Below are 11,789 nucleotides of genomic sequence, written 5' to 3'. Positions count from 1 at the left end.
ATGAGATTGGCGGTGGTCGTGCCCGGCGGCGTCGACCGCACGGGCGAGCAGCGGGTGATCCCGACCCTGCTCGCCCTGCTGGAGAGACTGGCGCGGCGGCACGACGTGCAGGTGTTTGCGCTGCGGCAGGAAGCGCAGCCTGGCCGGTGGATGCTGCGCGGCTGCACGATTCACAACATCGGCGCGCACGGTCGCTTCAGCGCGCTGCGCACGGCGGCGGCGATCGTCGGCGAGCACCGGCGCGCGCCCTTCGATCTGGTGCAGTCGATCTGGTCCGGCGAGCCGGGCCTCGCTGGCGTGCTGGCGGCGCGCTGGCTCTGGCTGCCGTGCTGCGTGCACCTGGCCGGCGGCGAGCTGGTCGCGCTGCACGACATCGGCTACGGCGGGCGGCTGGGCTGGCGCGGCCGCGCGCGTGAAGCACTGGTGCTGCGCGGCGCGAGCGTGCTGAGCGCGGCCAGCGCGCCGATGCTCGATCAACTGCGCGAGCTGGGCCTGCCGGCGCGGCGCATTCCGCTGGGCGTCGACCTGCAGGCCTGGCCGCCGATGCCGCCGCGGCGCCGCCAACCGGGCGAGCCGCTGCGCTTGATCCATGTGGCCAGCCTGAACCGCGTCAAGGATCAGCCGACACTGCTGCGGGCCATGGCGCTGCTGGACGGCGCCGGCGTGGACTTCGAACTCGACATCGTCGGCGAGGACACGCTGGGCGGCGAGATCCAGGCGCTGGCGGTGAAGCTCGGGCTGGCGCAGCGGGTGCGCTTCCATGGATTCGCAACGCAGGCCATGCTCCGCCCGCGGGTGGCCGCGGCCCATCTGCTCGTGATGAGTTCGCGCCACGAGGCGGGGCCGCTCGCGCTGCTGGAGGCCGCGGCGCTCGGCGTGCCTTGCGTCGGCACGGCGGTCGGGCACATCGCCGAATGGGCGCCGGATGCGGCCGCGGCGGTTCCGATCGGGGATGCCGACGCACTGGCAGCCGCCATCACCCAATTGGGGCGGGACGAAGACGGCCGCCTGCGGCTTGCGGCTGCCGCGCAGCAGTGGGCGCTGCACGAGGATGCTGACCACACTGGTGCGCTGTTCGAGCAATTGCATCAGGAGTTCGCCGGGTGATACGCGATGGCACTGTGCAGCGAATAGAGCGTCGGCGCACGTACCGGACGCCGGAACAGGCGGTGCAGCACGCGCTGCCAGCGAGGCAGCCATTGCCAGTCGGACCCGGTCGACCATGGGTCCTTACGGATCAGCATCGTCTGCCCCTCGAGCCTCGACTCCGGCGGTACAAGGGACTCCCCAAGGTATCGTACGGCCTCGCGAAGATCCGTTGCCCAGGCCAGCCCAAGCAAGGTCGCATGCCGGGGATCGACAAGCGACAGCTCATCGAAGGAGCGCGAATCGACCCAATGCCGAAGGTGCCAGGGACAAGCCTCGGCCGTTCGCGCAAGGAGGAAGTCGGGCACGCTCCCTGGGAAGCAACGCTCGGCAATTCGCAAGCTCGGCCATTTCCACCAGCGAGCCCGGGGGTCCCCGGCCACATCGGCGAGTTCGGTCTGCGGCAATTGCCGGCACAGGCGAGCAATGTCGTGAACCTGGATCAGCCGGCCGCCGCGCCAGGACAGATTACCCGCGACATGCAGCAACAGGTGATTCAGCAGGGCCGAAGGCCTCGCATATCCGTTGAGGCCCGGTTGGGCCTCCGCGGGAAACACATCGACCTGCACATCGCTATAGGGCAGGCGCTCGGCGATGCGGGTGTGAAGCTCGATCTTCAGGGGATTGGCTTCGTGCTCGCCGAAGCGGACCTCGGCGTGCCCGTCAGCGACGTCGTACACGCGGTGCTTCCAGGTGGCTCCCTTTGCCTCGTAGCCGAGCGCGGCAATCGCGCGGTCGGCGGCCCCCAGATCCTGCTCACGGCAGAGCAGGTCGATATCGCTCTGCGGACGTTCTCCCGCAGCATAGATTCCCGTATGCAGCAGCGCCGAGCCCTTGAGCGCCACCAAGGGCACACCAGCCTCGCGTGCTGCCAGATCGATGCGTTCGAGCAGTTGCCGTATCCGCCGCTCACGCAGGACGCCATGCTCCCGCTGCTCGGCCAGGAACGACTGCCAGTCGCCGGGGCCGCGCCAGCGCAGACGACGCGCCAGCAGGGCCGATGTGCCCTGCATCACCGCCACCGCCATGGCCACGCGCCATTCGAAATCCTGCCAATCGGGCGGCTCCTCACTGGGCGATTGCAGTTCGGCGGTCAGGCGGCGGGAGACGCTGCCAAGCGCGCGCTCCAGCTCGCTCCGTGCCGGCAACGGATCCGCAAATCGATCTTTCTTCATCATCATCTTCACTCCTGCGGCCCTACCCAATGAACACCGTGAACCCACCGGCTGCCAATGCGGCCGATCCCTTCGGCGAGTTCGGAAGCAGCCAACGCGCGATCGAGCTTGATCTGCTCGGAACGCGCTTCGAGTTCCGCAGCGACAGCGCCGAATTGCTGGACCTCGTCGACCAGGCCTACGCCGACCTGCCGGCGCAGCGACTGGGCGCGACGCCGGCTCCGTTGCGCGTCGATCTGGCCTTGATCGACGACATCTCGCTCGCCGATCAGGCCGAACCGCCGTTGCCGCGGATGCACGGCGGCGCCGGCCTGTTCGGCGCGGTCATCGATGGCGCGAACTTCGCCTTCGCCGCGCCGGCCGCACGCGGCGCCTGCGTGTCGATCTCCCGCGGCTTGCTTGCAGCCCACCGCTATCACGCCCGCTACGAGCTGCTCGAGTTCGCCGTCTTCACGCTGGCCAGCCGCGCGCAGAACCTGGCGCCCCTGCATGCCGGCTGCGTGGGTTGGCAGGGCCGCGGCGTGCTGCTCATCGGCGACAGCGGCGCTGGCAAGACCACGCTGACCCTGCAAGCGCTGCTGGAAGGGATGGAGTTCCTGACCGAGGACGCGAGCTTCGTCGACCCGGCATCCTTGAAAGTGACCGGCGTGGCGAACTTCCTTCATCCACGCTTCGATGCGCTGCGCTTCGTCAAAGCGGAGGCGCGCCGCGTGCAGATGCAGGCCGCGCCGGTGATCCGCCGCCGCAGCGGGGTGGAGAAGTTCGAGGTCGACCTTCGCGGCAGCGGCGCCGTGCTGGCAGCGACGCCGCTGGCCTTGCAGGCGATCGTGTTCCTGAGCCCGGAAGTCAGCGACGGGCAGCCCTTGCTGCGGCCGCTGGACCTTGCAACCGCGACGGTCCGCCTGCGCGCGACCCAGCCCTACGCGGCCCAGCTCGACAACTGGCCGGCCTTCGAACGCAGCATCGCCAAGCTCCGCTGCTTCGAGCTGCGCCGCGGCGCGCATCCGCGCGAGGGCGTGGCCGCGCTGGGCGAACTGCTCGGCCGGCATTGATTCTTGAAGAAGCGGCGCCATCGTCACGCGAGACAGGCTTCCTGATGGACTTGCGCGCGGGCCATTAGCGCGTCCCAGCGGCCGGCCAGAACAGGCTCGGCCAGCGCCCGGGCTTCGGAAGGCAGCTGCGAGACCCGGACCTGCTCGTGCAGCAGGTCCCGCGCTTCGCGGTAGAAGGCCGTGCCGAAGGTGCCTTCGAACATCATGGCCAGGTCGCCGCTGTCGTCCCAGTGCGTCTTGCCACGCAACTGCGCCTGCACCTCGTCGAAGAAGCGCGTGCCGGGCAGCGGATAGGCGACGCTGACACCGACGTCGTCCGGCCGGGCCTGCTCGACCAGGCGCCGGGTCGCGAGCAGGTCCTCCCCCTCCTCGCCCAGGTAGCCGAGCTGGATGAAGAAGCCCACGCGGATGCCCTGCTCGCGCAGCCGCGCGCGTGCCAGATGGATGGTCTCGACCGTCGTGCCCTTGTCCATCGCGTCCAGCACCTTCTGGCTGCCGCTCTCGGCGCCGAGCCAGGCCTCCTGGCAGCCCGCCCGCGCCAGCGCCTGGGCCATCGCCTCGCTGATCAGGTCGGGCCGGATCTGGATGGTGAAGGGCACGCCGCCGCCGCGCGCTTCGAGCGCATCGGCAAAGCGCTGCACCCAGTCGGCGCGGAAGCCGAAGATGTCGTCCGCGAACCAGACGTGATCGGGGGCGAAGCGCTCACGCAGCAGCGTCATCTCGGCCGCGACGGCGACCGGGTCGCGCTGCTCGTAGCGCCGGCCCCAGATCGGCTTGGCGCACCAGGCGCAGCGGAAGCTGCAGCCCTTGGAGGAGGCCATGTTGAGGCTGAACCGGCCGTGCGCCTGCGTCCACACGCGCCGGTAGCGCTCGACGTCGACGAGATCCCAGGCAGCCTCGGCCTCCAGCGGCCGCTCCTCGCCGCGGCTGGGGACTTCCGCGTAGGCCAGCAAGGGCGCTTCGCCGCGCCGCACGACACCGTCGGCCAGGCAGCTGGCGGAAGGCAGGCCCGCGATCAGCTGCAGCGCCGGCAGGTCGATCCGTGCCGCCAGGCGCGGCAGCATCGCCTGCAGCTCCGTCAGCCCTTCGCCCCGCAGCACCACATCGGCGCCCGCTTGCAGATAGGGTTCCGGCGCATCACTGGCATCCGAGCCGGCCACGATCACCCGGGCGCCGCGCTCGCGCGCCATGCCGATCATCGCCAGGCAGGCCTCGCGCATGCGGGCCAGGCACATCTTGGTCAGGAAGTTGTAGTTGTCCTCGTAGACCAGCACGAGTTGCGGCCGGTCACGCTCAAGGCTGGCCTCGAACTCTGCCTCGCTGGCGGCCAGCATCGCGTCGAACAGGCCGACGCGGTGGCCCTGCTGCCGCAGCAGCGCCGCGACCTGCAGCGTCGCCAGCGGCGGATAGGGTTTCGCGCGTTCGGCCTGCTTGCGGTCGAACTGCTGGAAATAGGAATGTCCGATCAGGATGGACAGCATGCAGGGCCTCTCCACAGGGCGCCGCACGACGCTGCGCCTGCGGTATGTGCCTGCGGGCCCTCGGCGGGTTCAAGCGCGCACCTTTGCCGGGCGGCAAAGAAAAAGGCCCGCAGCCGTTGCGGCTGCGGGCCTGATGCGGGCAGGGCTGCTGCCGGCCGGACTCAGAACGGGATGTCGTCGTCCATGTCGTCGAAGCCGGTCGAGGACTTCGTCGGTGCCGGGCGGGCAGCCGCCGGCGCGCGGGGAGCCGGGGCGGCCGTGCGGGCCGGAGCACGCGGGGCGGCGGCCGGCGCATCGCCGTAATCGTCGCCGCCGCGCGGGGCGCTGCTGCGGCCGTATCCACCACCGCCGCCGCCTTCGCCACCCTCGCCGCCGCCGTCACGGCCGCCGAGCATCTGCATCTCGGTGGCGATGATTTCGGTGGTGTAGGTGTCGCGGCCTTCCTTGTCCTGCCACTTGCGGGTGCGCAGGCGGCCTTCGACGTACAGCGAACGGCCCTTCTTGCAGTACTCGCCGACGATTTCGGCCAGCTTGTCGTTGAAGACGACGCGGTGCCATTCGGTTTCTTCCTGGCGCTCGCCGCTCTCGCGGTTCTTCCACTGGCGCGTGGTGGCGATGCTGACGGAGCAGAAGGCCACGCCGCTGGGGTTGTATCGGAGTTCGGGGTCGCGGCCGAGGTTGCCGACGATGATGACTTTGTTGACGCTGGCCATGAGGGGCTCCGCTCGTTCGTTCAATTCGGTGGGTAGGTGGCGGATTATGCCGCCTGACCCTCGGCGGCCGCCTCCTGCGGACCAGGGGAGGCCCGGCCGGTGTCACGAAATCGCAATCCGCGCCGCCGGGCCGGCGATTGATCGCCCCGGCGCTGCGCCGCCGGTGGGCGACTCCTAAGATGCTGACCATGTTGCCCCCCCGCTCACTTCGTTCACTGCCCCCCGAGGGGGCGCGTCAGCGCCTTCGGACGGCCGGGCAGCGCTGACCATGCCCGCAGCCCCCTCGTCACCGTCCACGCCCAACAGCCGCCGCCTCTGGCTCGCCTATGCCGGCGCCTGCCTGCTGGCCTGGCTGCTCTACGTGCTGGCCGGGGCGGAATTCCAGCGCGGGCTGTGGCAGCTGTGGGTGGCCGTCTACCAGGCCAGCCTGACCCTCTGGCCCCCGATGCTGCTGGGCTTTGCGGTGCTGCCCTGGGTGCGCAGCCTGCAGAAGCAGGAGTTCTCCGCCGGCGTGCTGGCCGGCGTCCACGTAGCCGCAGCGCTGCTATTCGGCGCGGCCTGGCAGGCGCTGGAGTTCGGTAGCGCCTGGGCGATGTTCGGCATCGACCATGCCTCGGCGGTGCTGACGCAGACCTTGCTGTGGCGCGCGATCTGGGGCGTGGTGGTCTACGCGGCCATCGCCACAGGCTTCACCGCCGCATTGCAGACCCAGCGCGCCCGCGCCGCCGCGGTGGCCGCGGCGCAGGCCGAGTCGGCGCTGGCGCGGGCCGAGCTGGCCGTGATCAGCGGCAAGCTGAATCCGCACTTCCTGTTCAACACGCTGAACACCTTGATCGCGCTGACGCGCAAGGACCCGCAGGCCGCCGAGGCCGCATTGCTGCGTTTCGCCGGCATGCTGCGCTACGTGCTGGACACCAAGCGGAGCGCCACCGACCGGGTGAGCCTGAACGAAGAGATCGAGTTCGTCCGCGACTACCTGGCGCTCGAATCGCTGCGCCTGGGTGGCCGGCTCAGCATCGACTGGCAGCTGGACCCCGCCACCCTGGAAGACGAACTGCCCCCGCTGACCCTGCAGCCGCTGGTGGAGAACAGCATCCTGCACGGCGTGGCGCCGCGCGTGATGGGCGGCAGCATCCGCATCCGCAGCAGCCGCAATGCGCTGAGCCAGGGCCTGGAGCTGAGCATCGAGGACGACGGCCCCGGCTGCGACCCGGCCAAGCTCGAAGACAAGCCGGGCGGTCGCCGCGGCATCGGCCTGGCCGCGCTGCAGCGCCGCTTTGCGCTGGACTACGAGGGCCGGGCCCGGCTGCGTGTGCAGACCGCGCCGGGCGCCGGCTTCCGTGTCGACCTTCTCATTCCCCAGTGAACATGATGAGCACCACCAGAGTCCTGATCGCCGAAGACGAACCGCTGGCCGCCGAGGCGCTGGCCGACTGGGTGCGCGACATGCCGCAACTCGATCTGATCGGCATCGCCGCCAACGGCGAGGCCGCGCTGGCCGAGATCCGTGCGCAGAAGCCCGACCTGGTGCTGATGGACATCCAGATGCCCGGCCTGACCGGCCTGCAGGTGCTGCGCGCGCTGGGCGAGGACGGGGAGCGCCCCGCCGTGATCTTCACCACCGCCTACGACGAGCACGCGCTGGCCGCCTTCGAGCTGCATGCGGTGGACTACCTGCTGAAGCCTTTCTCGCACGAGCGTTTCGTCGAGGCCGTCGAGCACGCCACGCAGATCGCCGCGCCGGTCGTCGAGGCGCTGCAGGCACCGTCCAGCGAACCGCTGACGCGGCTGATGGTGCGCGACCAGGGCAAGATCTTCCCGCTGCAGGTCGACGAGATCGAGCACCTGCGCTCCGACAACAAGTACACCGCCATCGCCAGCCGCGGCCGCAGCTTCCTGGTGCGGCTGCCGATCGCGGCCTTCGAGCAGCGGCTGGACCCCACGCGCTTCCTGCGGCTGCAGCGCGCCTGCATCGTCAACCTGGATTTCGTCGACTCGATGACGCCCGACGACAACTCGCAACTGATCGTGCAGATGCGCGACGGTACCCGCATCACGGCCAGCCGTGAGGTCTCCAAGAAGCTTCGGGAGCAATCGATATGAACCGCATCTGGCCGAGCCTCCTGCTGCTGGCCTGCGCCGGCTGCGCCGAGGCGCAGCGCGCGACACCGCCGACCCCAGCGCCGTACCCGACACCCGCCGTGCCGGCGACGCCCGCAACGCCAGCCACGCCGGCGGCCCAGCCCGTCCCCGCGACACCGGCCGTTCCCGCGGTGCCACCGGTGCCTCCGGTTCCGCCGCTGACCGACGGCCGCCTCTACACGCCGGGTCCGTTCGACCGCGTCGAGATCGACGGCTCCGCCAAGGTGCGGCTGATCCAGGACGAGCGCGACCAGGTCTTCATCTCCGGCGACGACACGGTGCAACAGGGGGTGGAGATCGAGGTGCGCAACAAGCGGCTGACGATCCACCCGGGCGGCGGCTGGAAGTTCTGGGCCGGCAACCGGCGCCTGCAGGTCGAGGTGCGGATGCGCGAGCTGAGCGCGCTCACCCTGTCCGGCGCTACCGACCTCGTCTCCGTCGGACCGATCCGCTCCGACCAGCTCGTCATCAGCATCTCCGGCGCCGGCCAGGTGCGGATGGACGAGCTGAACGCGGGCACCTTGAGCTTCGACGTCTCAGGCGCCGGCGACGGCCAGCTGTCCGGCCAGGTCAAGGCGCTGCGGCTGAGCATCAGCGGCAAGGGCAAGCTGATCGCCGACTCGCTGCGCGCCACCTCGGCCAGCGTCTCGATCAGCGGCGTCGGCAACGCCCACCTGTGGGTGACGGACGCGCTACGCGTCGGCATCTCCGGCGTCGGCAACGTCGACTACTGGGGCCAGCCGCAGGTGAAGAAGTCGACCGAGGGCCTGGGCTCGGTCAACGCGCGGGGCGACAAGAAATAGCCCTCATCAGGGCTCGCCGTCCCAGTAGTCGAGCGATTCTCTTTGGATCAAAGGCGGGCGCTTGCCCTTGCCGAAGAACACCCCGGTCTTGTCCGAATCCGGGTACTCGCAGACCTCGGGCCGCTCCTGGCTGCTGATCGACAGGAACTTCAGGTCGGCGTCGGAGGTGTTGAGGATCTGGTGCGGGTACTCGGGGCCGGGCGGGATGTGGATCACGTCGCCGGCCTCGATCGGCAGCATCCGGCCGGCCACGCGCAAGGTGCCGCGGCCTTCGAGGATGACAAACATCTCCTCCTGCGCATGGTGGAAGTGATAGGGGCAGCCGGTCTTGCCTGGCGGCAGCGTGTCCACGCCGCAGCCGAGCTTGCGGGCGACGGTGCCGTCGCTGACCCGGGCCATGCTCGACTCGTACAGCGGCTCGCGCACGAAGTGCTCGCGCGGCACCGTCAGGAAGTTGCGAATCAGGCTCCCTCGAAGCTCGTCTGGGCTCAATTTCGTCTCCATCGACAATAGCGGGTCCATGAATGATTCCCGCCCCCTGAACATCCTGCAAGAAGTCTTCGGCTACGGCGCGTTCCGCGGCGCGCAGGCCGAGATCATCGATCACGTCACCGGCGGCGGCGACGCGTTGGTGCTGATGCCCACCGGCGGCGGGAAAAGCCTCTGCTACCAGGTGCCGGCCATCGCGCGGCACCGGGGCAAGCAGGGGGTCACCGTCGTCGTCAGCCCGCTGATCGCGCTGATGCACGACCAGGTCGGCGCGCTGGAGGAAGCGGGCGTGCACGCAGCCTTCCTGAACTCGACCCTGGACACCGAGCAGTACCTGTTCGTCGAGCGCGAGCTGATGAGCGGGCGCCTGGTGATGCTCTACGCGGCGCCGGAGCGGGTGACGAACCCGCGCTTCCTCGCCCAGCTCGATTCGCTGCACGAACGGGGCCTGCTGAGCCTGTTCGCGATCGACGAGGCGCACTGCGTCAGTCAGTGGGGTCATGATTTCCGCAGCGAGTACCTGGCGCTGTCGCTGCTGCACGAGCGCTATGCCGACGTGCCGCGCATCGCGCTGACCGCCACCGCCGACGACAGCACCCGCGCCGACATCATCCAGCGCCTGAAGCTCGAGGAGGCGCGCGTCTTCATCAGCAGCTTCGACCGGCCCAACATCCGCTATGCGATCGTCGAGAAGGACGAGCCGCGCAAGCAGCTGCTGCGCTTCATCCGCGACGAACACGAAGACGAGGCCGGCGTCGTCTACTGCCAGAGCCGCAAGAAGGTCGAGGAGACGGCCCAGTGGCTGAGTTCCGAGGGTATCCGTGCCCTGCCCTATCACGCCGGCCTGGACGGTGCCGTGCGCCAGAAGCACCAGGACCGCTTCCTGCGCGAGGACGGCATCGTGATGGTCGCCACCATCGCCTTCGGCATGGGCATCGACAAGCCGGATGTGCGCTTCGTCGCCCACCTGGACCTGCCCAAGAACATCGAGGCCTACTACCAGGAGACCGGCCGTGCGGGCCGCGACGGCGGCCCGTCCGACGCCTGGATGACCTACGGCCTGGCCGACGTCGTCAACCAGCGCCGCATGATCGACGAGAGCCCGGCCGAGGAAGACTTCAAGCAGGTCCAGCGCGGCAAGCTCGACGCGCTGCTGGCCCTGGCCGAGGCGACCGACTGCCGGCGCGTGCGGCTGCTCGGCTACTTCGGCGAGGCCTCCAGCGCATGCGGTAATTGCGACAACTGCCTGAACCCGCCTGCCACCTGGGACGCGACCGACGCGGCACGCAAGCTGCTGTCCTGCATCTACCGCTTCCACCAGCATGGCGGCCGCCGCTTCGGCGCCGGCCACCTGATCGACGTGCTGCGCGGCAAGTCCACCGAGAAGGTGGCGCAGTACGACCACCAGGCGCTCAGCACCTTCGGTGTCGGCGCCGACCGGAGCGAGCAGCAGTGGCGCGCGGTGCTGCGCCAGCTGATCGCCCTGGGCCACGTCGTCGCCGAAGGCGAATACCACACGCTGGCGCTGACCGACAGCGCCCGGGCCGTGCTCAAGGGCGGCGTGGAAGTGCGGCTGCGCGAAGCCAACGAGAAGCCCAAGCGCGGCAGCGGCGGCAAGTCCTCACGTGAACGCGGCACCCGCACCAGCAGCAAGGCCGCCGTCGAGGCGATGGACCTGGACACCGGCGCCCAGCAACGCTTCGAGGCGCTGAAGAGCTGGCGCGGCGAGGTGGCCAAGGAACACGGCCTGCCCGCCTACGTGATCTTCCAGAACGTGACCCTGGCCGAGATGGCACGCCAGCATCCGCAGAGCCTGGACGACCTGGCCGGGATCAGCGGCGTCGGCGCGAAGAAGCTGGAGGCCTACGGGCGAGAGCTGCTGCGGGTGCTGGAAGCCGTCTAACGTTCAATTTCAGCGGCGCCGTTAGGCGTCCGCTGGAATGCAGGGTTAGCCATCGCCTTCACACCCACATCAGCTTGATATACGACAGGTCCACATCCCGGGATGCGAAGAGTGCCTTCCAATGTCGTGGCGCACAGGGAAAGAAGTGATTGTTGTCGCCAGGCACCCGGGATTCCGAAAAGAGTAGCGACGCGACCTTGGTAGGGCCATATCGACATTGCTCTCGAAAGAAGTACCGGAGAAATCCATGCACGCCACGACTGACGTTGATTGCATCTGATTTGCCCCAGAATTTCGGGTTGACCGCAATATCTAGGCTTTTGGTGCGAACGGACTCGGCCGACATGCTGCCATCGAGATCACCGATCCATTCGACCTTGTGAGGCTTGAGGTGCACAAGGCCATCCCGGAGCCTCTTCAGCTCATACAGCCATTCAACATAGTGACTGCCGCGATCAAGATTGCGACCCTTAAATCGAATCCGAAGGTAAAAGTCGAACTTTGCAAGCACCGGAAGTCGGTCCATTTCGTCGTGCACAGATCGGCTTAAGTCGAGATGTTCGAGACAGGTGTTCGCGACCGCCTCAAGGAGCAGCAATGAATAGGTTATCGAGATTCGGGCGAATGCTTGGCCCTCATCGTCCACTTCGTGGAGGTCTGAAGACCTTCTAAGAAAGTCGAGGCTGTCGAGCAGCAGTGTGTCGAAATTTCTCTCGTAGAGCAGATGTGTATCCGGCATGAAGCGCTGCTGCAATGGCTAACGAATGAAAGGGACTTCCCCGTCCCGAATGGGCCGCGTTGCGGCGAACGGCAACTGAATGCCACGATGGGAAGTGCGATATCTCATCAACGCATCCGGAAGGGGAAGTCCATGAGCATTCTCAC

Annotated in this window: 11 protein-coding genes; 6 read left to right on the top strand and 5 right to left on the bottom strand. The window is 68.6% G+C overall.

Going from position 1 to position 11,789, the window contains the following annotated elements; all coding sequences use genetic code 11:
- Complete coding sequence (locus SNE35_RS30000) at positions 1-1,107, top strand: glycosyltransferase family 4 protein (protein ID WP_320426742.1); 1,107 nt, start codon at positions 1-3, stop codon at positions 1,105-1,107.
- Here SNE35_RS30000 and SNE35_RS29995 read toward each other — a convergent pair.
- Positions 1,089-2,327, bottom strand: coding sequence for a nucleotidyltransferase family protein (locus SNE35_RS29995; RefSeq protein ID WP_320426741.1), 1,239 nt, complete (start codon positions 2,325-2,327; stop codon positions 1,089-1,091). The two genes, SNE35_RS30000 and SNE35_RS29995, sit on opposite strands and share 19 nt — an antisense overlap.
- A 32-nt stretch (positions 2,328-2,359) precedes the next feature.
- Here SNE35_RS29995 and SNE35_RS29990 point away from each other — a divergent pair, with 32 nt between their 5' ends.
- Entirely contained in the window at positions 2,360-3,373 is a 1,014-nt protein-coding gene (locus SNE35_RS29990; protein WP_320426740.1) for a phosphoenolpyruvate carboxykinase (ATP), read from the top strand.
- A gap of 23 nt (positions 3,374-3,396) precedes the next feature.
- On the opposite strand, the gene SNE35_RS29985 is transcribed toward SNE35_RS29990, so the two are convergent.
- A complete protein-coding gene (locus tag SNE35_RS29985; RefSeq protein ID WP_320426739.1) occupies positions 3,397-4,854 on the bottom strand; it encodes a B12-binding domain-containing radical SAM protein in 1,458 nt (485 codons plus the stop codon).
- A gap of 161 nt (positions 4,855-5,015) precedes the next feature.
- Positions 5,016-5,567 (bottom strand): single-stranded DNA-binding protein, encoded by a 552-nt coding sequence (gene ssb, locus SNE35_RS29980; RefSeq protein WP_320426738.1) that lies wholly within the window; start codon positions 5,565-5,567, stop codon positions 5,016-5,018.
- Between the two features lie 268 nt (positions 5,568-5,835).
- Here ssb and SNE35_RS29975 point away from each other — a divergent pair, with 268 nt between their 5' ends.
- From SNE35_RS29975 to SNE35_RS29965, 3 genes are read left to right on the top strand one after another with little or no spacing between them, the layout of a single operon-like run.
- Positions 5,836-6,933, top strand: a complete 1,098-nt coding sequence (locus SNE35_RS29975; protein ID WP_320426737.1) for a sensor histidine kinase — start codon at positions 5,836-5,838, stop codon at positions 6,931-6,933.
- A 5-nt stretch (positions 6,934-6,938) separates the two neighbouring features.
- On the top strand, positions 6,939-7,670 hold the full coding sequence (locus tag SNE35_RS29970) for a LytR/AlgR family response regulator transcription factor (protein ID WP_320426736.1): 732 nt from the start codon (positions 6,939-6,941) through the stop codon (positions 7,668-7,670).
- Complete coding sequence (locus SNE35_RS29965; RefSeq protein ID WP_320426735.1) at positions 7,667-8,512, top strand: head GIN domain-containing protein; 846 nt, start codon at positions 7,667-7,669, stop codon at positions 8,510-8,512. The genes SNE35_RS29970 and SNE35_RS29965 overlap by 4 nt, the downstream gene beginning before the upstream one ends.
- A 6-nt stretch (positions 8,513-8,518) precedes the next feature.
- On the opposite strand, the gene SNE35_RS29960 is transcribed toward SNE35_RS29965, so the two are convergent.
- The gene (locus SNE35_RS29960) at positions 8,519-9,004 is read right to left on the bottom strand and encodes a cupin domain-containing protein (RefSeq protein ID WP_320426734.1); all 486 of its coding nucleotides are present in this window, start codon (positions 9,002-9,004) and stop codon (positions 8,519-8,521) included.
- A 28-nt stretch (positions 9,005-9,032) separates the two neighbouring features.
- Here SNE35_RS29960 and recQ point away from each other — a divergent pair, with 28 nt between their 5' ends.
- On the top strand, positions 9,033-10,904 hold the full coding sequence (gene recQ, locus SNE35_RS29955) for a DNA helicase RecQ (protein ID WP_320426733.1): 1,872 nt from the start codon (positions 9,033-9,035) through the stop codon (positions 10,902-10,904).
- A 58-nt stretch (positions 10,905-10,962) separates the two neighbouring features.
- On the opposite strand, the gene SNE35_RS29950 is transcribed toward recQ, so the two are convergent.
- Positions 10,963-11,643: a hypothetical protein gene (locus tag SNE35_RS29950; protein ID WP_320426732.1), complete on the bottom strand. Its 681-nt coding sequence runs from the start codon at positions 11,641-11,643 to the stop codon at positions 10,963-10,965.
- Between the last annotated feature and the right edge of the window lie 146 nt (positions 11,644-11,789).

The sequence above is a fragment of the Roseateles agri genome (assembly GCF_034043675.1).
Classification (GTDB): Bacteria; Pseudomonadota; Gammaproteobacteria; order Burkholderiales; family Burkholderiaceae_C; genus KK5.
This window is presented reverse-complemented; position numbering and strand designations above follow the sequence as displayed.

Bases quoted from the DNA above. Each gene is read 5' to 3' on its own strand.
- SNE35_RS29985 (WP_320426739.1), bottom strand. From the start codon at position 4,854: ATGCTGTCCATCCTGATCGGACATTCCTATTTCCAGCAGTTCGACCGC.
- SNE35_RS29965 (WP_320426735.1), top strand. From the start codon at position 7,667: ATGAACCGCATCTGGCCGAGCCTCCTGCTGCTGGCCTGCGCCGGCTGC.
- SNE35_RS29975 (WP_320426737.1), top strand. From the start codon at position 5,836: ATGCCCGCAGCCCCCTCGTCACCGTCCACGCCCAACAGCCGCCGCCTC.
- SNE35_RS29995 (WP_320426741.1), bottom strand. From the start codon at position 2,327: ATGATGATGAAGAAAGATCGATTTGCGGATCCGTTGCCGGCACGGAGC.
- SNE35_RS29970 (WP_320426736.1), top strand. From the start codon at position 6,939: ATGAGCACCACCAGAGTCCTGATCGCCGAAGACGAACCGCTGGCCGCC.
- ssb (WP_320426738.1), bottom strand. From the start codon at position 5,567: ATGGCCAGCGTCAACAAAGTCATCATCGTCGGCAACCTCGGCCGCGAC.
- SNE35_RS30000 (WP_320426742.1), top strand. From the start codon at position 1: ATGAGATTGGCGGTGGTCGTGCCCGGCGGCGTCGACCGCACGGGCGAG.
- SNE35_RS29950 (WP_320426732.1), bottom strand. From the start codon at position 11,643: ATGCCGGATACACATCTGCTCTACGAGAGAAATTTCGACACACTGCTG.
- recQ (WP_320426733.1), top strand. From the start codon at position 9,033: ATGAATGATTCCCGCCCCCTGAACATCCTGCAAGAAGTCTTCGGCTAC.